We start from the raw sequence: 22,298 nt of genomic DNA on the forward strand, positions 1-22,298 counted from the left end.
TGAAGGGATGAACCTCGGCCGCGACCCGAAAGACCGTTCTCCAGGGGAGGATGCCATGCAATCCCGATCCTCGGCACGACGCCGCGCCGGCTTCACCTTGGTCGAGCTGGGCGTCGTGATCCTGATCATCGGCATCATGATGTCCTTCCTCCTGGTCGCCTCGTTCGACGGCCTGAAACGGGCCAACGAGCGGGCCACCCAGTCGCTCATCCAGAAGCTCGACCTCGCCGTCACCGACCGGGTCGAGGCCCTCGTCTCCCAGCGGCAGGACCCGAACAACGGCCACCGCTTCATGGCCATGTCGGTGGCCACCGAGCCGATGAGCGGCACGGTCAACTTCGTCGACTCCGAGCCCCGGGCCCGGCTCATCGCCCAGATCGACTATCTCAAGCGCGAGCTGCCCGACGTCTTCTTCGTGCAGGGCGACGACTTCTACCCGCTGAACTTCGCCGGCCTGCCGTTCAAGCCCTCGTCGATGGCCCCCGGGCCGAGTTCGGGGTCCGGCTTCCCCCAGATCCCGGCCTCCTACGCGCCTTATGTGCTGCCGCTCGGGCACGCCATGCAGATCAACCAGGCCTGGGATAAGGACCTCAAGCAGTTCGGGACGGGCCTGACCCGGCTCGGCAACATGAGCGGCCTCGACACGACCCAGCTCCGCTTCACAAGCCCCCCGGCCGGCCAGGGCATCTTCGGCGCCTCGTATTCGGCCATCGGCAGCCTGACCCGGCAGCTCGGCTACCCGCCCCGCGGCTACAACGGCGTCGACGACGACGGCAACGGCCTGATCGACGAACGCTCTCCCGCGGAATTCGGGATGACCCAGGCCGACTTCGACGCCTTGAATGATGACATCATTACCCGTCTCGGTAACCACCGGCACATCACGGCCCGATCGGAGATGCTCTACGCCATCCTCGTCAGCGGCGTCGGGCCGCTCGGCAGCGTCTTCAGCGCCGACGACTTCACCCCCCAGGAGGTCCAGGACACCGACGGCGACGGCCTGCCCGAGTTCGTCGACGCCTGGGGCCAGCCGCTCCAGTTCTACCGCTGGCCGGTCTACTACGTCTCCGACTACGGTGCCCCCCGCCAGGGTTTGCAGCGGGGAGACGCCCCCTATGTCGTCGGCGACCTCAGCCAGCCTCGCGAGGAGAACCCCCTCGACCCGAACCAGTTGCTCGTGGCTCCCGGCTGGTGGGCCGATCCGACGACCGGCTACCCCGACACCTCGGCCCAGATCAGTGCCCGGGCCAATGTCTTCCAGCAGCAGTTCTTCAGCCTGATCGATCCCTACGCCGACCGGCCCGAGGGCTCCGTCTCCCAGCCCTTCCCGTCTCGCGGGTTCCTCTGGGACCGGACGCACTTCTACAAGCGTCGCGCGTACTTCTTCAAGCATCTGATCCTCTCGGCCGGCCCCGACCGCCAGCTCGGCGTCGGCAGTTTCGGGGTGACCTACTCGGGATCGACTCAGGATCCCTCGGCACTGCCCGCGGGCAATGCGGCCACGAACGCCGCGCGGATGACCCTGATCGAGAACCAGGCGTCCCGGTCCGACCCCTACCAGCGGATTCCCGGCGCGGCCGGCCCGGCCGACCTCTCCAATGCCGCCAACCTGACCCAGAAGATGGCCCTCTATCAGTTGCCGGCCGACGCCAGCGTCAGCCCGTTCACGGTCCCCCTGCGCGACCGCTGGGGCGTCGACGACCTTTCGAACCATTCACCGAACGCCCTGGGCACGGGAGGACGCTGATGATTGCCCCGCGCATGCCCCGACGCTCGGGGGTGACCCTGACCGAATTGCTGGTGGTCATTTCCATCATCCTCATCCTCAGCGCCGCGACCCTGCCGACCGCCTACGTCACCTTCGCCGAACGCGCCGTCAGCGAGGGGGCGAGCATCGTGCAGGCCAACCTCACCATGACCCGCGATCGCGCCGCCGGCACCGGCCAGCCCCAGGGGGTCCGCTTCCTGCCCGACCCCGATTTGACCGACCTCGCCTCGGGCGTCGTCGTGTCGAACCGGATGGTCACCCTCACCACCCCGCCGAATTACTCCGAGGGCTTGGTGGTGCCGGTGGTCGAGATCTTCCGACCGCCGGTCACCCCGGCTGGTGTTGAGATTCGCCGGCTCTCCGTTTATGGGGCCAAGACCGACAACACCGGCATCCCCTCGTCTCCGACCGCCTGGTACTTCAACATCCGGCAGGGGGAAACGATTCGGATTGGTGGGGGAGGGAACCAGTTCACCATCGCCGGGCCGATTACAGTCGGTCCCCAGGCTGGTAACCCGGAACGCTTCATCAATCGCACGGACAACGGCCAGGTGGCCGGGAATCAGGTCCAGGCGCTGCCGATCTCGACCGACCCCAACTACGAGATTCTCCACCTCGTCAATGGCCGCGACGACAACGGAAACGGCTACGTCGACCCCCACTTCGACGGCATCGACAACAACGGCGATGGCGTCATCGACCCGGGCTATAACGGCCTCGACAACGGTGGAATCGCCGGATTCATCGATGATCCCATGGAAATGCTCATAGGCCCCGCCGCGATCGGACCCGAGTACGAGCAGGACGACCCGATCCTCCAGGCGTTCGGCTGGGCCCGCGTCAACGGCGAGGCCGATGGCACGGGAATCCCGATCCTCCGGCCGCTGGCGGACCCCTTCGGCGCCTCGTTTACAACGATCCTCGATTTCGCCAACGTCCGCCGCTATCGCTACGTCATCTCCCGACGCCCCAGCGCCGCGAGCGACTCCCGCGAATACACCCTCCCGTCCGGCTCGGTGATCGACTTCACGACGCTCGGCCTGGCCGACCCGAACATCATCCCCGAGCGGTCGAGGGTGCCGATCGACCCGGTCACCGGGATCGTCGACCTGATGATCTACCCGAATGGCCAGGTCGTCCCGTCGACCCCGTACGGCCTGCGGCAATCCATGACCACCGGCTTCCCGTTCTACTTCCTCTGGATCGCCGCCCGGGAGGACGTCCATGCGCCGCCGGTCGGGGCCACGTCGGCCGTCCAGCCGCTCCTGCCCATGCCGCGCGAGTACAACCTGCCGAGGCCGGAATTCCTCGAAGGGTATCGCCGCATGGTCACGATTTCACCCAATTCCGGGCATTCCTCGGTGAGCGAGATCACCACGTTCAACCCGTCGAATGTCAACGCCCCTTACGAAGAAGCCGCCCTCCATCAGCAGACGGGGAGGTGACCGAGGTGTTGATGCACCGTCGATCCAACGACCGGTCCGGGATCACCCTGACCGAGATTCTCATCGCCATCATGATCCTGGGCATCGGCATGGTCTCCGTGGCCACGCTCTTCCCGATCGGCCTCCTGCGCCTCCGCGACGCCACGCGAGACGCCCGGTCGACCATCCTCGCCATGTCCGCCAAGGACGACGCCGAGGTCCGCGGCCTGCCCCGGTCGCTCGGCGACGCCAAGGGTCTCGTCAATCCGGAATCATTCGTCCATCCGAACCTGCCCTGGTACCCCGAGTGGCGTGCGGCCAATTTCGCGGGCTTCCCGTTCGCGATCACCCCGCTCACGTACGACTACGACACCATCAACGGCACGCCGAACACCGGGGTGAGTTCCGACTTCTTCGCCCCCGGCCTCCCGGTCGCCTACGACCCCTTGTTCTGGGCCACCACCCACTTCCAGACCGAAGGGTTCGCCCCGGAACACACACCGCTCGGCCTGCGGGGGAACCTGGGTTCCGAGGGCCGGTTCGGCTCCGGGATCGGCTACCTCCGGGCCGGGACCGCGGCGCACGGGCTCCAGCGGATCACCAATTTCGAAGCGTACAACGCCGGCATCCCCTGGCCCTACACCTACTCGCTCCCCAGCACGCCCGCCGCGCTCCAGGCCATCGCCGAGGTGGCCGGCAACGTCTTCACCTCGCTCGACGACCCGGTCGTCACCGGCGACACCTCGGGCCGCAGCGGCGTCCCGGTCGTCCCGTTCAACCTGCTGCCCACGGGGACCGGGTACGCATCGGAACGCGAGTACGCCTTCAGCTGGATGCTCACCGGCCGCCTGGGCGTCGCCGGCGACCCGTCGATCTTCGAAGGCAACATCGTCGTCTTCCACAGCAGACCGATCGGGATGAACGACGACCCGAATACCGGCCTGCTCGTCCCGTCCGGCGAGCGGACCGTCGAGGCCATCTGGGGCTACACCAGCACCCCCAATGCCGTCAGCCCGATTCCCAATCCCATCCCCGCGGTTGCCGGCACCGGCTACAGCTCCGCCGACGACCGCACCGTGCTCCTGCGGTGGCCCGCCGCCAGCCCCGACCCGATCGTCAACGTCGGCAACTTCATCGCCGACGTGACCTACGCGCGGTTCCAGGCCGACTCGAACACGTTCTACCCGCGCACCATCCCGGGGACCGGCCGCAACGGGGCGCAGTACTCCGGCCAGCGCATCCACTGGTATCGGATCGTCCAGAAGGGGGAGGTCGAGCCCGACCCGGTCGCGACGGCCGCCACCAATGAACCCTATCTCCGCATCATCGTCCGGGTCGATACCCCCTTGCAGGCCAAGACGCGGCTCCTGGCCAGCGGCGAGTCGGTCGTCCCCGAGGCCGCCCTGATCTGCCCGTACGTCGTCAACGTCTTCCCGGTCATGCTCTACAGCCGATGACCCGCGGGCGGCCGGGGCTCTGGCCCGAATCATCCGCAATCCTCCGATCGTTCGTCCGTTCATCCGGCCCGGCCCGACTCGCTGGTCTCCCCTCGGCCGGCGCCCCTGCCCTTCCTTCTTGAAGTGATTGAGTGAGGAACCCGTCATGCGATGTCCGACAACGCGGCCGACCTCAGCCCTGCGACGCCGGGGCCTGACGCTCGTCGAGCTGCTGGTGACCATCGCCCTGATGCTCCTGATCATGTCGGTGATCGTCGGCGTCTTCACCGCCGCCACCGAGGCCATGACCGGGATGAAGAAGGACCAGGAGCTCGCCTCCGAGGCCCGCCGCCTCGAGACGGTCATCCAGCAGGACCTCCGCGGCGCGACGGCACGCTTCACCCCCCCGCTCGACCCGGCCGACAACCTCGGCTACTTCGAGTACGGCGAGAACTCGTTCTCCGACCCCCAGGGTGAAGACACCGACGACTACCTCGCCTTCACCGCCAAGGCCCCCCCCGGCCAGCCCTTCACCGGCCGCGTCATGCTGCCCCGCGGCGTCTGGCCCGCGGGGGTCGCGCTCGCCGGCCAGCCCCGCTACCTGCCGGCCACCATCACCAGCGACACCGCCGAGATCATCTACTTCCTCCGCCACGGCAACCTCTACCGCCGCGTTTTGCTGGTCGTGCCGAACCAGACGGTCTACGCCGATCGCATCCCGGTCGCCAACCCCACCAGCTTCCGCTTCGCCGCAGTCGGTTCCGACGGCTTCAGCCTCAGCGGCGCCAATGCTCCCGAGGTGAGCTGGCAAGGCGTGAACGACATCTCGGTCCGCCCTTCCAATGCCCTGACCGCCGCGAACAACGAGCCGCCCATCCCCAACTCGCTCGGCGACCTGACCAACCGCCAGAACCGCTTCGCCCGGCCGCGGTTCACGAACGATTTCAACCAGGACGGGGCCGCCGACGACTTCGTGGGGCTCCCCGGGCCGTCTCCCGATGGGGTCGCCGACTTCTCCCCCACGCTCACCCCGACGAACACCACGCTTCGGCCCAATCGTCCCGCCCTCGGCGTCGACACGGCCGACACCCTCGCCTTCCCGTTCATCTTCCCCAACGCCTTCTCCCGGGGCAGCGCGAATCTGGTGGGGCAGATCAACATCGGCCCGACCCTGGCGATCCCCACCCCGCCGTTCCCGCTGACCACCACGAACCATTCGCCCCTCGACCCGGCCGACGGCGACAACCTCCCCTCCCCGACCGCCGTCGCCCAGAACTGGACCTTCTGGGGCTTCCCCACCTGGGCCGAGACCCGCAACCCGTTCTGGAACGCCGCCAACAAGCGGCTCGCCTTCAACGATTTCGGGCTCGCTCCCGGCGAGCAGGCCCGGGGACTGACCCGGGTGCGGGGCGGCCTCGATGACCTCCTCCAGCCCCAATCGCACTGGTACAGCGACGGCGCGGGCGGCAACATCATCCCCCCCGCCTCCGCCTGGCAAGACGACCTGCTCGCCACCAACGTCCGCAGCTTCGACATCAAGGTGCTCGACCCGAACGCCCCCTTCTACAGCGATCCCAGTCTCCTGGGCCTCAACCTGACCACCGACTACTACGACCTCGGCTACGCCAATCAGCTCGGCCGCGACGAGACCCTGACCCTGCCCGGCGAGATCACCACGCTCGGCCACGAGGGGCGCATCCCCCCCCTGCCGGCCGACAACCGGGCCGACTACCACATGGAGCAGAAGTTCGGCCTCCTGTTCCCGATCGGCGACAGCAACGCCAACACCGTCCGGCTCCGCCGCGTCTGGGACACCTGGTCCACCGACTACGCCTTCGCCCCCTTCAAGGGGATCGACCCCACGCTCTATCCCCCGCTCAGCGGCTCCCGGCCGGTCTATCCGTCGTATCCGCCGCCCTATCCCGAGCCGCTCCGGGGCATCCAGATCCAGATCCGGCTGGCCTCGCCCGACAAACAGGTGCTCAAGGTCATCACCATTCGCCACGACTTCACCGACAAGCTCTGACCCCAAGAACACCCTTCGGCCGGCCGTCGCCGGGGCCTTTCGATCCGTCGATCGATCGGCCCCCCTTCTCGGAACGCCGCCTCGCTCAATCAATCCCGATCCGATCCGATCCAATCCGATGCGCCCTTCGGACGTCGTTTACGAATCACTCTAAGGGACCCGGACCCGTCGACCAGGAGGAACCGAAGCCATGATCGCCCGACGACCCCGATCCCCCGCCTCCCGACGACGAGGCGTGGTCCTGATCCTGGTCCTGTCGATGCTGGGGCTGCTTGCGGTCATCGGCGTGTCGTTCGCCGCCTTCAGCGGGCAGGCCCGCAGCGCCGCCCAGGCCTACAGAAAGAAGCTCAACCGCCCCCTGGCCGACGACCTGGTGAGCTTCGGCATCCGCCAGCTCATCAACGACACGACCAACGCCATGTCCTCCCTCTACGGGCACGGCCTCAAACGCGACCAGTACGGCAACGACGCGGTCGAGAACGGCTTCTACAACCGCAACCCCAACGGCTCGTTCCCGACCGTCGGCACCGTCACCGTGGTCCCCGTCGCCCTGGGTGAGCCGGCCCGCTGGGTCATCACGACGAACGTGCCCAGCTACGTCGGCTACAACTTCAGCGGCTGGATCCTCACCATCCCCGGCACGACCGGCACCGTGTCCCAGACCTTCGAGGTCGTCGACGGCGACAACTCCGGCGCGACCTACGAGCTGACCATCACCGGCTCCCACGTCCCCGGTACGACCACCGACGGCCTGAACGGCGTCATCGGCATGTCGATCCCGGCCAACGGCGCCGTCTTCACGCTCGACGGCCGCTACCGCCACGCCTTCAACGGCACCGGCATGGCCGCCCTCGCCGGCAACGTCAACCAGGCGATGACCGCCGGCAACGACCCCGGCAACCGCAACCCCGGCCAGTTCGCCAACTTCCGGGTCAGCGGCGGCCTGCTCGAAGGCGACGCCGTCTACACCCCCCGGCCGTTCAACGTCAACCTCCTCCCGATGGACGAGGACTACGACGCCCCGGACCTGGAGAACTGGTTCCTCGCCGCCCAGAGCGCCGACGGCCAGACGATCATCCCGTCGTTCCACCGCCCCGGCATCCTCGCGGTCGACGGCACCGGCCTGAGCGACATGGAAGTGGTCCACCCGAGCAACTTCCCCCCCGGCTCGGAGAATACCCCCGCCTACCGCCGCGCCGTCCGGGCGATCTCGAAGATCCTCACCCCCCGGCCCGTCGACCACCCGACCGCCGGCTTCCCCGACCTCCTGCCCGACTCCAACGGCTTCATCGACTACCCGGTCGACAACGACGGCGACGGCACCGGCGACTCCGTCTGGCTCGACCTCGGCTATCCCGTCCAGCGGTCCGAGGACGGCACGCTGTACAAGCCCCTCTTCTCCTTCATGGTCGTCGGCACCAACGGCCGATTGCCCCTGAACTCGGCCGGCAACCTCAACGCCCGCCTGGCCGTCGACGACCCGACCACGCCCAACTTCGACGAGGCCGGCCTGCCGCTCTACGACCACGCCTCGCACCTCGGCTACAGCCCGAGCGAGATCAACATCCAGTACCCGCTCCAGAACACCTTCGACCCCACCGACGACGGCTCCGGCAACAACATCCCCGACGACGCCAAGCCGCTCCACCAGCAGTTCGACAACGCCGCCGACCCCACCACCGGCCTCGGCCACATCCCCGTCGCCCTCTCGCAGCTCCGCAGCCTGTTGACCGGCACCCGGATCAATCAGAACAACGACAGCGGCGAGCAGAACAACGTCCTGATCGACGGCAACCTCGTCCGGTTCCACAACAACACGGTCGACGGCGCCGACTTCCTCGTCGCCCGCAACGGCGGCCAGTCGGTCGACCGCTTCACCAACCGGCCCGTGCCCGGCCGCTGGGGAGAGCCCGACGCCATCCCGCCCGAGATGCGCCTGTTCCCGAACCCGACGGCCGACCCCATCGCCCCGGCCCTCGACCGCGCCCTGAACTTCAGCACCAGCCAGGTCCCCGTCGCCTCGTCGAACCTCGACATCCCCAACCCGGTCCGGCCCGGCCAGTCCCCGTACCCGAACGGCCAGTACCTGACCGACGGCATCGACAACAACCTCGACACCTACGACCCCTTCCCCGCCCGGGCCGTCGACCAGGGGCCCGAGGCCGCCCTGAGCTTATTTTCAGACGCCCACGACGCGGCGAACATGCCGATCCTCGCCTCCGAGCGCATCCGGCGCTTCGTCACGCCGATCGACCCCACCGGCATCGGCCGCGTCACCCGCTACAACCAGGTGCCGTCCATCCCGCTGCTCGGCGACCCCCTGGTCCCGGCCGACATCGGGCCCGACGGCCGAGGCCGGATCAGCTTCATGCACTACTTCCGGCCCCCCGGCGTGCCGCTCGACACCGACGACGGCGTCCGCCTGATCACCAACACCGGCCTCCCCGCGTCGTACATCCTCGCCGACACCCGGCACAACCGCTACCACGGCTTCCAGGCCCACCTGCTCCCGGGCGGCAACAACGGCTTCATGATGGGCGCCATGCCGTTTGACCTGAGCAACGCCTCGGCCGGCTTCGCCCCCCGCGACCCGGCCACCGGCGAGGCCGTGCCCCCGACCGACCTCTTCGACGCCGCCGGCTCGGGCAATTACGTCGGCACCTTCAGCCCGACGATCAACGCCAACCCCTTCGGCCGCCTCCGCGACGAGCCGCTGCTGGACCTGGCCAACAACCCCATCTTCCCCTACCTGGGCGCCCAGTTCGTCACCGACGCGTCGACTGCCGTGAACACCTACCCGCTCGGCAGCCCGATGCTCAACGACCCGAACGAGATGAACCTCTACTGGCCCGACTCGACCGACGCGCCGTTCGGGCCGAACGACCTGGAGTGGCTCTATCGCTACGGCGACGTCGACGGCCTCTCGCTCGACAGCCGGCTGAAGGACCTGGCCCCCGTCAGCTTCGTCCACGCGGTCGACGCCCAGACCCGCCGCCGCATGTTCAGCGTCGAGGCCTGGGACCGCATCGACTACTCCTTCGCCAACGACAACCCGATCGATCGCCTCGTCCCCGTCAACGCCGCCACCCTCTCCCCCGGCGACCCGGCAAGCGTGCCGCCGATCAGCAACACGCGGTTCGGCCCGCTCGTCTCCGCCAGCTTCGAGAACCTCAACCAGGCCAACCCCGGCCTGACCCACGGCGGCCGCCGCATCAACCTCAACCACCCGTTCCCGCACTCCTACGACCCCTTCGAGCCGGTCCGGCAGAAGTGGATCAGCGAGACGTACCAGACGCTCAAGACGATCCTGCCGCCGCACGCGATCGACACCCCGCACGAGCTGGCCAAGCTCGGCCAGTTCGTCGTCAACATCGTCGACTTCCGCGACCCGGACAACGCCATCACCATCTGGTCGAATCCCGACCTCGTCCACCTGCCGGCCCGCCGCGTCGACGTCGGCGGCAACCTCTACACCGACAACGGCGACGACGACGACTACGACCTGCCCCCCTCGATCCACCTCCCTTATCGGGCCGACGGCTCCGCCGACCCCTGGTTCAGCGACGCCAACGCCCGGCCGCTCGTCCACTACGGCATGGAATACCAGCCGGTCGCGTTGAACGAGGTCCTCGGCTTCCAGTTCAGCTTCGCCGAGGCCGCGGGCAGCACCTTCCAGAACGCCCGGGCCAACCGTCTCTTCATCGAGATGGTCAACATGCTCAGCAAGGCCGGCGACCCCACGCCCGACGCCACCGACCTCGACCTCCAGGGCTGGGACTTCGTCCTCGTCAAGGAGGACCACGACCCGAGCTACTCAGCCGGCAACCCGTACCACCACCCGGTCTTCGTCCGGCCCGACCCGATCACCGGCCAGATCCCCGACGCCGTCCTGCCCGACGCCGACAAGCGGCCGGTCGCCCCCGACGGCGACGGCGTGACCGTCGCCGCCGGCCAGTCGCAGGCCGTCCTGGTCGGCTCCGGCACCGTCCCCGACCGGACCGACGCGACCACCTACCGCGACTCCTACATCAATTCCGCCCTGCCCGCGGCCGATCGCATCCCCTCCATCCGGACCGACGGCCGACACGACCGCTGGGTCATCGCCGGCACCCGGACCGAGGGCCCGGCCCTGCCGACCACGCCCGACTTCGAGCGCAACCGGCCCAACATCGACCACGACCTCGGCAACGACGCCTGGGACCTCATCCCCTCGATCAACGACGAGGCGTTCACCACCCACAACCCCGAGGGCCGCTACTTCTGGCTCTACCTCCGGCGACCGGCCAACCCCCTGCTCCCGCCCGACCCGAGCAGCAACCCCATGGTCGTCGTCGACTCGATCCGCTTCCCCTTCGGCGCCTCCGAGGGCGAGGGCCAGGTCGACACCTCCACCAACGAGGACGACGAGGTGACCCCCGCGGATCACCCGATCTACTCCATCCAGCGGCCCCAGCCCTTCCGCGGCGGCCAGCTCGTGCCCGACCCCGAGAACCCGTCGCGCCCCCTGTTCCTCTACGGCAGCTCCGAGCAGGCCCGGCCCGCCGAGTCCAGCACCAGCGGCTCGAACAACTACCGGACCTACTTCGACACCCCCAACACGTCCGAGGTCGACACCTCGGGCCGCATCTTCCAGACCCTCGGCGGCCGCAACGCCAACGCCGGCGCCTCGGGCAGCGCCGACAACGAGTCGTACGACTACTTCCCCTTCAACGACCGCGACTTCATGAGCGTGGCCGAGCTGCTGCTCGTCCCGGCCTGCCCCCCCGGTCTGTTCACCAAGCATTTCGCCGAGCGGCCGCCCGACCTCCTGGAGGTCCCCCTGCCGGCCGACACCGACGACAACGGCACGGTCGACCAGCTCGGGGCCTTCTCCCCCGTGCCGCCGCCGCGCAGCGGTGGCCGGTTCGACTGGGTGCCGACCGACCTGAACTATCCCTCGGTCATCCCCGGCGCCTCGCCGTCGATCAACCACGCCCAGGTCCGCACCTACCCGTACCTCGCCCACGAGTTCTTCTATTCGTCGAACCCGAGCGCGATCGTCGACCCGACCAACTCCTTCGGCGGCGGCATCACCCTCCACACCGTCGGCGGGCCGACCGGCGCCGGCTGGTACAAGATGCTCGAGATGTTCGAGGTGCCCACCCCGGTCCTCGACGCCATCGGGCCGGTCGCCCAGGGCCTCAACTTCGACTGGTTCCGCCAGGACCGCCGGCCCGGCCAGATCAACCTCAACCTCATCCTCGATGAGGAGGTCTTCTTCGGCCTGATCGACGACCCGAGGCTGCTCGACACCACCAACCTCCAGCGCAGCCTGATCGCCAACGCCACCGAGCTGCCCCAGGTCGTCACCGCCGTCGACCTCGACGGCCGCCCGGTCGCCTCGTACCCGATGGAGAACCGCGGATTCACCGCCTTCTCCTCCGACGTCGACGGCACCGAGCTGGACGGCGCCCCCACCTCCGCCAGCTACCCCTGGATGCGGATGAAGCGCTCCTTCGCCGACTTCCTCAAGCAGCGGCACGGCGGCTCCGGCTTCCTCTTCGCCTACGGCGACGGCGACACCGGCACCCAGGGGGCCGGGGCGGCCCCGCTCGGCTCGAAGGTGGCCCGCGACCTGCCCTACCGCTCGTTGTCCCACTACGACATCCAGCGCACCCTGATGCGGCCGGCGACGATGGAGCCGTCCACCTTCACCACGCCCCCCTTGCAGGTCGCGGTGGCGCCGGGCGACCTCAACGTCCAGAACCCCGGCCTGAAGGACTCGCAGTACGACGTGACCGAGGCCCTGCCGCTCGACCCCGGCGTCGCCTACGAGCCTCCCCTCCCGGCCGACATCACCGCCTCGGGCGACATCGAGCTGTTCTACGCCAACCCGTATCGGCTCATCGGGACCGATCGCAAGGCGATCGTCCCGCCGATCCCCCCGAGGCGCTGGTTCCAGATCCCCGACTGGGCGGATCCGACGGTCGATCCCCTCACTGCCTCGAACGCGGCCGTCAGCAGAACGCAGACGACCTCGTATACGCCCATCACCAACGCCGGCACCGCCCTGTCGTCGGTAGCCCCGGTGGTCATCGGCGACTATCCCGGCCTCTTCCCGCTCTGGACCAGTCCCATCGACGGGACCGAGATGCGGAGCCGATTCAGCGGCGCCTCGGCCTACCTCGGCGGTTCGGCCGTGGGGACCACCTTCACCCAGTTCGAGCCGGTCAGCGGCAGCGTCCAGACCTTCACGGTCGCCGAGCCGACCGGCAACGCCGCGGGCCGGGTCAACCGCGACATGCGGCGCAATCCGTCCACCCGGTCCGAGATGTTGCAGAAGGTGTCCAACCTGACGACCCCGAGGACCCACCAGTACGCCGTCTGGGTGACGGTGGGCCTGTTCGAGGTCGTCAAGCCCGGCGACCGGGCCCAGTTGATTCCTGATGAGCTGGGGCCGGAGCTGGGCCTCTCCTCGGGCTCGAATGTGCGGTATCGCTCGTTCTTCGTGCTGGATCGGACCCGGGCGACCGGCTTCAATCCGCTCCGGCCGGGCGACTACCGCGACGTCATCGTCTACAGCCGGCGGATCGAGTGATCGTCCGCTTGTTCTCGGTTCGTTTGCGGGCCGCCGGTTGCCCCGGGACACCACCAATCAGCGTTGATTGCCTTGTCCCGGGGCACCCCTGGCCGATACACTTGTAAGACACGTCCCGTCGACCCATCTCGGAGTAGTGAGGGAAACCGTCATGTCGATCCGTCACCGTCGTCCCGGCTTCACCCTGATCGAGCTGCTGGTGGTCATCGCCATCATCGGCGTCCTCGTCGGCCTGCTCCTGCCGGCCGTCAACGCCGCTCGCGAGGCCGGCCGCCGCACGCAGTGCATGAACAACCAGAAGAACATCGGCCTCGGCCTGATCGGCTACTTCAACGCCAAGAACACCTTCCCCAACTCCGTCGTCTGGGGAGAGGCCGACAACAATAACACCACCCCGCTCGCGGCGGCCTACGAGGCGGGCGACCTGAGCTTCGAGCTGGCCCCCCAGCCGACCCACCCCAACCACGACCTCGGCCCCCTGCATAGCTGGGTCGTCGAGATCCTCCCCTACATCGACAACCAGGCCCTGTTCAACGACTTCAACCGCAGCCAGGTCTACTTCAGCACCGCCGGGACGACGACGAACAACCTCACCGTCTCCTCGGCCGACATCGGCATCCTGACCTGCCCGAACGACGACACGGTCATCCAGGACCAGGGGAACCTTTCCTACGTCGTCAACTCCGGCTTCAACCGCTGGTGGTGGAGCGGCAGCGGCTGGAACGGCCAGAGCACCCCCCCCGTGACCGGCCACTCCGTCCTCTTCGGCGCCGATGCCCAGATGGCCCGCAACAACGCCAAGCGCACGGGCGTCTTCTGGCCGGGCAGCATCCAGGGGAACAAGCCCTGGGACCACAAGACCACCGTCGCCGCCATCACCGACGGCTCCAGCACCACGGTCATGCTCACCGAGAACACCCTGGCCGGCGCCTCGACCACCAGCCCCTACGCCCAGGTCAGCGGCAGCCCCGTCGTGACCAACTGGGCCTCCGGCCACCCGAACTTCGTCGCCTTCATGGCCTCCGACGACGTCTGCACCAGCGGCACCGGCTCGACCAACTGCACCGACGGGCAACTCGCCCCCCGGGCCGGCACCGGCGGCAGGTTCGTCGACGGCCCCGGCTGGGCCCTCGCCAACAACAAGAACACCCGCGAGAACCTCAACGGCGGCCGCGCCGTCGGCATCGAAGGCGGCTACCCCTTCCCCAACAGCCTGCACCCGGGCGTGATCATCGCCGTCATGTGCGACGGCTCGACCAAGATCATCTCCGACACGATCGACGGCACCGTCTGGGCGAAGGTCATGACCCCCGCCGGCGAGTACCTCGACACGCCGTTCAAGCAGCTCCCGGTCAACCAGAGCGACATCGCCCAGTAAGTGACCTGCTCCTTGAGTGACCCTTCCGGCGGGGAGTGGACCCTCAGCCACCCCTCGCCGGCCTTGAATGCTCCGAGATGCGGTTTTGCCCGTCGCGACCCCGAGGCCCGGGAACTTCCCCGGCTTCGGGGTCCGTTTCGTTGACGGAGGCGGACTCCGCCCCGCGACCCGAGCCGCCCGGCAACGCGCCGACGGACCGATCGAAGCCCTCGCGGCCCCGGTTCCGACCTTGCCAAGCCGCTCCAATCGCGGTACAAGTCCGCCTCGAAGACTCAGAAGACCGCTCGGGTCGTCCCACGGACGGGAACGGTCTGCGGAGCGATCGAGTCTCGACGCTCGTCACATCTGCTGCGATCACGTCCTGTTGATGCTCTGGGGGAGACCACCTTCCTTCCCCCGCCTTGCGTCGCGTCTCGGTCCATCGTCCTATCGGCAGAACCAGGCCGACGGCATCAGCCGATCCCCCTTCGGGTCGGCCCGTCGCCGTCGGATCGCTCGGGATCGAGAGCCCATGAGCGCAAGCCATCGTTATCGACCGCACCCCCCTCGGACGGCAGGCCGCCCCGACCCGCTCGTCGGCGAGCCGTCGCGGTCCCGCCGCCCCGCGCGGCGGTCGGTCGCGGCCCTCGCCCTCGGCGTCTGCCTCGTCGCCCTCGGCGCCGATGCCGACGGACCCTACGGCCGGCTCGTCACCGAGATCCGCATCCAGGGCAACGAGTCCGTCTCCGAGTCCCGCATCCGGGCCAAGCTCCTGACCCGGACCGGACGCCCGCTCGACCCCGACACGGTCGAGAGCGACTTCCGCTCGCTCAAGAACACCCAGTGGTTCTCCCACGTCCGCGCCACCTTCCTCGAAGACGCCGACCGCGGCGGCATCATCCTCCTCTACAAGGTCGAGGAGATGCCCGTGCTCGACGCCGTCGAGTTCCGCGGCCGCTGGGCCATCAGCCAGAAGAACCTCGAGGAGGCCACCGGCCTGAAGGCCGGCGCCCGGGCCGACGGCATCCGCGCCCAGTCCGCCGTCGCCCAGATCCGCCGCCTCTACGAGGAAAAAGGCTACCTCCAGGCCGAGGTCCGCCTGCTCGAAGGGGCCAAGGCCGGCGACACGCGCGTCGTCTTCGAGATCTTCGAGGGGCCGAAGTTCAAGGTCGGCGCCGTCGACTTCGAGGGGAACACCGTCTTCTCCGACGCCACCCTCAAGACCAAGATCCAGTCGAAGCCCCCGATCCTCGGCTTCCTCGGCCCCGGCTACAACGCCGAAGGCCCCGAGGAGGACGCCCGCCGGATCGTCGAGGCCTACCAGGCCATCGGCTACTTCGAATGCCAGTGCACCCCCGTCACCCGCCACGGCGGCCGGGTCGGCGACCTCCGCCTCAGCTTCGTCATCTCCGAAGGCCCCGAATACACCGTCCGCGACATCCGCTTCGAAGGCCAGGAGATGATCACCGAGCAGGAGCTGCGCGAGGGCCTGGTCCTCCACTCCGGTCAGCCGTTCCGCGACAACCTCCGCCAGCGCGACATGCTCACCCTCACCGAGCGCTACACCGCCATCGGCTGCATCGACGTCGACATCCTCCCCGAGCCCCGCTTCACCGACACCCCCGGCGTCGTCGACCTCGTCTATAACATCAACGAGGGGGACCGCTACCTCCTCGGCGCCATCAACATCAAGGGGAACGAGCGGACCCGGGCGAAGGTCATCCTCCGCGAGCTGGCCGCCGCCGGCCTCCTGCCCGGCGAGCCGCTCGACGGCCGCCGCATGGAATCCGCCCAGAAGCGCCTGGCGAACCTGAACTTCTTCGTCACCGATCCCCAGCAAGGCGAACCGATCAAGATGGCGATCACCAATCGCCGGGGGCCCGACACCCCCTACGGCGAGGTCGCCCTGCCGGACCTCAACGAGATCGTCCGCCAGGCCCGCTTCCAGACCCCCGACGAGCCGCTCGAACTCGCCCAGGTCCAGCCCGCCGCCGCCGACGCCCCGGTGCCGCTCGTCCACTACCAGCCCGCCCGCGACGACTCCGTCCGGCGGGCCCAGTTCGAGGAGGTCGACGACCTCGGACCCCCCGGCGGCGTCCCGGATCTGCCGCCGATCCCCCCCATCGACATCGAGCCGCTCGCCCCCGGCGACGGCCCCGCGGCGGTCGCCCCGTTCGGCTCCGGCGGGGCCTTCGAGCCGTCCCCCGACGCCCTGCCGCCGATCGACGTGCCTCCGCTCGTCGAGCCCTTGCCGCCGGGCCTCGGCGGCCGGCCGATGCCTCCGCAGGCGGATGGTGCCCCCATCGGCACCTTCCCGTCGACCCCCGGCATGAATTTCTCCGACGTCGGCCCCGACCGCCAGGAGCCGTTCCCGAACCGCTCGTTCGCCGACATCGCCACCCAGGCCGAGCCGCGCGGCTCCGGCCGGTCGTTCGCCGACCTGGATGTCGAGGTCCAGGAGGCCCCGACCGGCCGCATCCTGCTCGGCTTCGGCGCCACCAGCTTCGGCGGCCTCAGCGGCAACTTCATCGTCCACGAGCGCAACTTCGACCTGTTCAACGTCCCCCGCTCCTTCCGCGAGCTGCTCAACGGCCAGGCGTTCCGCGGGGCCGGCCAGGAATTCCGCCTCGAACTCTCCCCCGGCACCCAGATCAACCGCGCCGTCGTCAGCTTCCGCGAGCCCGACCTGTTCAACCAGCGGATCGGCCTGAACACGTCCGGCTACGCCTTCTCCCGCTTCTACCCCGACTTCTTCGAGCAACGCGCCGGCGGCCGGTTCGCGCTCGGCAAGCAGTTCGGCACCCAGACCTACGCCGACTTCGCCGTCCGGGCTGAGAACGTGAACGTCTCCGGATTCCAGACCCCCGCCCCGGCCGAGTTCTACGCCGTCTCCGGCAACACCTTCCTCACCACCCTCCGGCCCAGCCTCCACTTCGACAACCGCAACGACCCGTTCCTGCCCAGCAACGGCTCATATCTCGAATTCGCGTACGAACAGGGGTTCGGCACCTTCACCTTCCCCAAGTTCACCGTCGAAGGCCGCCAGCACTTCACCGTCTGGCAGCGCCCGGACATGACCGGCAAGCACATCCTCAGCATGCGGGGCTTCTTCGGCATCTCCGGCCCCGACACCCCGCTCTACGAACGCTTCTATGCCGGCGACTTCCGCAGCCTCCGCGGCTTCGCCTATCGCGGCGTCGGCCCCTACGTCCTCGGCCAGAACGTCGGCGGCACCATGAGCCTGCTCGGCTCGATCGAGTACCAGTTCCCGCTCACCGCCAACGACCAGTTCCAGATGGTCGTCTTCTCCGACACCGGCACCGTCGAGAACGGCTATTCGATCACCGACTACCGCGTCTCCGTCGGCACCGGCCTCCGCGTCACCCTCCCCGCCCTCGGCCCCCTCCCCCTCGCCTTCGACATCGCCTTCCCCGTCGTCAAGGGCCCCGACGACCGCGAACGCATCTTCACCTTCTTCATCGGCGCCTTCTATTGATCCCTTCCCGACCGTTCCTCCTTCCCCCTCTCCCCGCGGGCGGGGAGAGGGCCGGGGTGAGGAATCCCCGTCCAGACTGCCGCGATCGTCCAGGTTACTTCGGCGCCTCATCAGTGTCCCTTACAATCTGTCCACACGATGGCCTGCCTCCCCTCGCACTTTCCCAGGCGTAACCAATCCCCTCACCGAACTCCTGCTCAACCCGATCGCCCCTGCCTGGGTCCCGTCTGCGATCCGACGCTCGGTTGGAGCCACCAGGACCACCCGCGGCGAGCCGTCACTCACGAGGGCAGCCCCCCCCTGGATAATGCTACTCAAGGTCTCAGCCACACAGTCATGTTGACTTTCTTGCAATCGCAATGCTAATTCTATAAGGTCCCTCCCTGCAGAAAACCGATGCGCCGGTCGCCAGGAATCTCCCCTGCCTCATCCACCAGGAGTGTGTCATCTTGTTCGGGTATTTGATTAGCAAAATCCGCGAGGCTGAGTTTCAGGACGTGCCGTTCCGCCACCTCATCATCGAGAACTTCCTGTCGAACGAGCATTTCGACGCGATCGTGTCATCGGATGAGATTCGGGTCCCACCGCAACCGGACGATGAATCGCTGTTCGATGATCTGTTCTCCCGAGGTTACCGAATCATCGGGTTTCCCGGTTGCATCACCGATAAAGACGCATATCTCGAGTGGCACAAATCCAAGTCGGCCCAGCACGGCCGCAACAACCCCGCCTGCGAGGGGTTCGGCATGACGTTGCGGCTCATCGAGCCGCAAACGCCCATGATCCAGGAATTGAAAGCATTCCTCGAAGCCGAGGAGTTCAATAAGGCCCTCGCCGAAAAATTCGAGCTGCCCTTCGAGAAAACACACGCGGACAATGGCATCCAGAAGTATCTGGATGGCTATGAGATCAGCCCGCACCCCGACGTTCGTCGGAAAGCCCTCACCTACATGGTGAACATCAACCCGCACCCGAACGCCGATCAACTCCAGCACCACACTCACTACCTGAAGTTCACCGACCGTTACAACTATGTGAAGGAATTTTGGGCCGGGAATCCCCAGATTGACCGCTGCTGGGTCCCTTGGCCATGGTGCGAGACCGTTTCCGAGCAGCGATCGAACAATTCCATCGTGATCTTCGCGCCCTCGAACGACACGATGCATGCCGTGAAGGCGAACTACAACCACCTGAACGGCCAGCGGACGCAACTCTACGGGAACCTCTGGTACAAGGAGCTTCACCATGGGCTCCCGCAGTTCCAGTGGCATGAGATCGACCTGCCGAACACGCGAGCCCAGCGAGAGGCCCAGAGTGCCGCAACCCCCAGGCCGAAGGCCAGGCCCTCGTTCGTCTCGAAGGCGAAGTCCATCGTCCCTCCCGGTGTGAAGAAAGCGCTCCGGGCCGTGACGCAGCCGAAACCGCCGGTCACTCCGAGCAAGCCGACATCGACCTACGTCGCCGATCGGCCTGGAACCTCTCGCAAAGGTCAGTAGCCTGCCGACGATCCAAAACCGGCGGCGGACGGGTGGCCGGGGCAAAGCGCAGCGTGCCCCGGTCGAGTCAGCCCCCGACACCGGGGCACGCTGCGCTTTGCCCCGGCCACCCGTCGACCGTCTTTTCCTCGCTACATACGTTTCCCATCTCGTTCCGTGGGTCGCCACAACGAGTCGTTCTCCGGACGGCGCAGCCGCACGAGGCCGAAGCGGATGCCGTATCTGTCTTTCATGCTCGACTTCACTTGATTACCTTCTAGCGCTTGGCGGCACGGACCACACTTGGACGTTGCCCGGTCCATCTGCGGCATGGTTCCCAGGTAGTCCCAAAAATGGACAAAATAAATTGGAGCGATATATTTCAAGATCAGATCATCCGCGCGATCCTGAGGTTCTTCGTTCTCCTCACATTTCTCGGTTTTGGACTTCTGAGCCAGAGCATATACAAACGATTCCGGTCGCCGGAGTCGGCGGAGTTTGTTGGCAATTGGCGGGTGCCCTTTGGTCGCTTGATCCTCTTTGTGCTGGCTCTTATAGCGATCGTCTATCTTGCGATCGTCTTGGGGAAGGACCCCCTCGCACGTATCTAGCTAGGGTCTACTGACAATTACTATACTTGCATCAGCTGGGCGATCTGTGCTCGGAGTCAGCCCCCGACACCGGGGCACGCTACGCTTTGCCCCGGCCACCCGTCGCCTGGGATTGGGCATGCCAGCCAATATAGTCGAAGAACGGATGCCCCGAGACCTGAAACCCGGCCCGCAACTCGTCGAGGGACCACAGGTGCTCCGTATAGTCATCCTGCGCGGACCCGCTGAAGCGGCTCAGGAGGTCGGTCACAAAATCGAAGACTTGTTCGTCGCCCGGATGTCTACCTGATACATCGGCCATGACCACGACCGCCGGCTCGCCACCAAACCGTTGGACCAGATCCGACCAATTCTCCGGATCGAATTCCCTGGATACGTCGCGATAGAAATTGACGTACAGACAGGGATCACCGGCCGAGTTCACCAGCCACGGCTCCCGCTGGGCAGGGTACGCTCGATCGAGGTGCGTCGCGACTTCTGCCTCACTCGTGTCCCGGAGGAAGATGAAAACCGATCTCACCGTCGCCTCCCGAAGCCGCCGAAGACGTCGTAGACGGACGAACTTCCGCTTCCAAACACGCCTATTCGTCCACAGAACCCTATCCGCGGGTGGCCCGGACAACGGCACGTTGTCCGGGCGGCGAAGCCGCAGGAGGCCAAAGCGGAAGCCTCGCATGTCCTCCACGCGCGGCCTCATCGAGACGCTTCGTGTCGCTGCATGCCTCGGGCCACTCGGAGATTGTCTGTGCCACCCTCGGAGGCCGTTCCGCCGGCCGGCCCAATGACTCAACCGGGCTCTCCGGGGCGATCGCGGATCAATAGCTCAACACACTGACGATCTCCGTCGGCTCCAGCTTCGCCCGGCCGCCGAGGAAGCCCAGCTCCATCAGGAAGGCGCAGGCCACCACCTCGGCCCCGGCGTTGCGGACGAGGTCGCAGCAGGCCTGCATCGTCCCGCCGGTGGCGAGCACGTCATCCACCACGAGGATCCGCTTGCCCGGCTCCAGGGCGTCGCTGTGCATCTCCAGCCGGTCGGTGCCGTATTCCAGCGCGTACTCGGCGTGGACGGTCGTGAACGGCAGCTTGCCCGCCTTGCGAATCGGCACCAGGCCGACGCCGAGCGCAAGCGCCATCGGTGCCGCCAGCAGGAACCCGCGCGCCTCGGCCGCGGCGATGCCGTCCACCTGCCGGCCGGCGAACGGCTCGGTCAGCCGATCGATCGCCGCCCGGAACGCCCCCGGGTCGGCCAGCAGCGGCGTGATGTCCTTGAACTGGATCCCCGGCTTGGGGAAATCGGGGATGTTGCGGATGTACGCGTCGAGGTTGATGCCGTCGGTCCCGGTCATGCGGACGTTTGCTCCGTGAGAGGCGTCGTCGTCTCAAATCGAATCGAATCGAGTCGGGTCGGATCGGATCGTTCCCTGATCTCACCGCGCGTCGCGGCCCGCGGCCCCGCCGACCGCCGCCGAGCGCGATCGGGCGCGCTGCTCGCAGAAGCGTCGCCAGACCTTCTTGAAGGCGGTCACCTCCCCCGGCTCCGATCGGTCGATCGCATGCCCGAGGAACTGGACCAGGAACCCGCCGTCGAACAGCAGGAACGCCAGCACGAACACCGGCACCGACAGCAGGGTGACGTAGACCGGGATGTACAGCACTCCCAAAATCGTCGGCGGGATCGCCAGGATATGCAGCACGAAGTTGACCGGCCGACGGTGTCGGGCGATCCAGTCCTGGACGACCGGGTCCGGCGAGAGCGGCGGGCAGATCATCGGTGCGAATCTCAACAGGTGTCAATGCAACGGGGACGGTCTCGGGCGGTCGCGGCATCGGCAATCGGCAAGAGCGATCGGCAGCCATCCCACGCCGCGACCGGAACCGCGGCGGCGATCACTCCCGCCAACGCAAGCCCGAGTGTCCTGATCGATTCTCCGATCGACCCTCGACCACTCGGACCGCATCGCTTGACGCTGGCAATGGGGCTCGGTAGCTTGAACCCCTTACGTAACGTACTGGCCAGTTGCCAGGATAGCCACTCCTCGCCCTCGCTCGCAAGCCGCTCCCCCGCCCCGAGCCGCCCTTCGTCTCGCAACGGCCCACGGCAACGGACTCCGGCAATTGGTTGCGCGGC

At 67.5% G+C, this 22,298-nt stretch carries 11 protein-coding genes; 8 read left to right on the forward strand and 3 right to left on the reverse strand.

Translation table 11 applies throughout. The features are described 5' to 3' along the window. The first annotated feature begins 55 nt into the window (after positions 1-55). The 8 genes from AB1L88_RS12865 to AB1L88_RS12900 all read left to right on the forward strand — a co-directional run bounded on the left by AB1L88_RS12865 (position 56) and on the right by AB1L88_RS12900 (position 19,580). Entirely contained in the window at positions 56-1,747 is a 1,692-nt protein-coding gene (locus AB1L88_RS12865; RefSeq protein WP_367097069.1) for a type II secretion system protein, read from the forward strand. Continuing rightward, the gene (locus AB1L88_RS12870) at positions 1,747-3,213 is read left to right on the forward strand and encodes a type II secretion system protein (protein ID WP_367097070.1); all 1,467 of its coding nucleotides are present in this window, start codon (positions 1,747-1,749) and stop codon (positions 3,211-3,213) included. Before AB1L88_RS12865 ends, AB1L88_RS12870 begins: the two co-directional genes overlap by 1 nt. Before the next feature lie 11 nt (positions 3,214-3,224). Then, positions 3,225-4,649 (forward strand): type II secretion system protein, encoded by a 1,425-nt coding sequence (locus AB1L88_RS12875; RefSeq protein ID WP_367097071.1) that lies wholly within the window; start codon positions 3,225-3,227, stop codon positions 4,647-4,649. 145 nt (positions 4,650-4,794) lie between these two features. Further along, positions 4,795-6,654, forward strand: a complete 1,860-nt coding sequence (locus AB1L88_RS12880) for a prepilin-type N-terminal cleavage/methylation domain-containing protein (RefSeq protein WP_367097072.1) — start codon at positions 4,795-4,797, stop codon at positions 6,652-6,654. A gap of 190 nt (positions 6,655-6,844) precedes the next feature. Next, the gene (locus tag AB1L88_RS12885) at positions 6,845-13,231 is read left to right on the forward strand and encodes a hypothetical protein (protein WP_367097073.1); all 6,387 of its coding nucleotides are present in this window, start codon (positions 6,845-6,847) and stop codon (positions 13,229-13,231) included. 151 nt (positions 13,232-13,382) lie between these two features. Further along, positions 13,383-14,609 (forward strand): DUF1559 domain-containing protein, encoded by a 1,227-nt coding sequence (locus tag AB1L88_RS12890; RefSeq protein ID WP_367097074.1) that lies wholly within the window; start codon positions 13,383-13,385, stop codon positions 14,607-14,609. A gap of 511 nt (positions 14,610-15,120) precedes the next feature. After that, positions 15,121-18,084, forward strand: a complete 2,964-nt coding sequence (locus AB1L88_RS12895) for a POTRA domain-containing protein (protein WP_367097075.1) — start codon at positions 15,121-15,123, stop codon at positions 18,082-18,084. 449 nt (positions 18,085-18,533) lie between these two features. Beyond that, positions 18,534-19,580, forward strand: a complete 1,047-nt coding sequence (locus tag AB1L88_RS12900; RefSeq protein ID WP_367097076.1) for a hypothetical protein — start codon at positions 18,534-18,536, stop codon at positions 19,578-19,580. Between the two features lie 669 nt (positions 19,581-20,249). On the opposite strand, the gene AB1L88_RS12905 is transcribed toward AB1L88_RS12900, so the two are convergent. From AB1L88_RS12905 to AB1L88_RS12915, 3 genes are all read right to left on the reverse strand, one after another. Beyond that, positions 20,250-20,594 (reverse strand): hypothetical protein, encoded by a 345-nt coding sequence (locus AB1L88_RS12905; protein ID WP_367097077.1) that lies wholly within the window; start codon positions 20,592-20,594, stop codon positions 20,250-20,252. 391 nt (positions 20,595-20,985) lie between these two features. Next, positions 20,986-21,516: an adenine phosphoribosyltransferase gene (locus tag AB1L88_RS12910; protein ID WP_367097078.1), complete on the reverse strand. Its 531-nt coding sequence runs from the start codon at positions 21,514-21,516 to the stop codon at positions 20,986-20,988. A gap of 81 nt (positions 21,517-21,597) precedes the next feature. Further along, entirely contained in the window at positions 21,598-21,939 is a 342-nt protein-coding gene (locus tag AB1L88_RS12915) for a hypothetical protein (protein ID WP_367097079.1), read from the reverse strand. Between the last annotated feature and the right edge of the window lie 359 nt (positions 21,940-22,298).

The sequence above is a fragment of the Tautonia sp. JC769 genome (assembly GCF_040717455.1).
In the GTDB taxonomy this organism is placed as follows: Bacteria; Planctomycetota; Planctomycetia; order Isosphaerales; family Isosphaeraceae; genus Tautonia.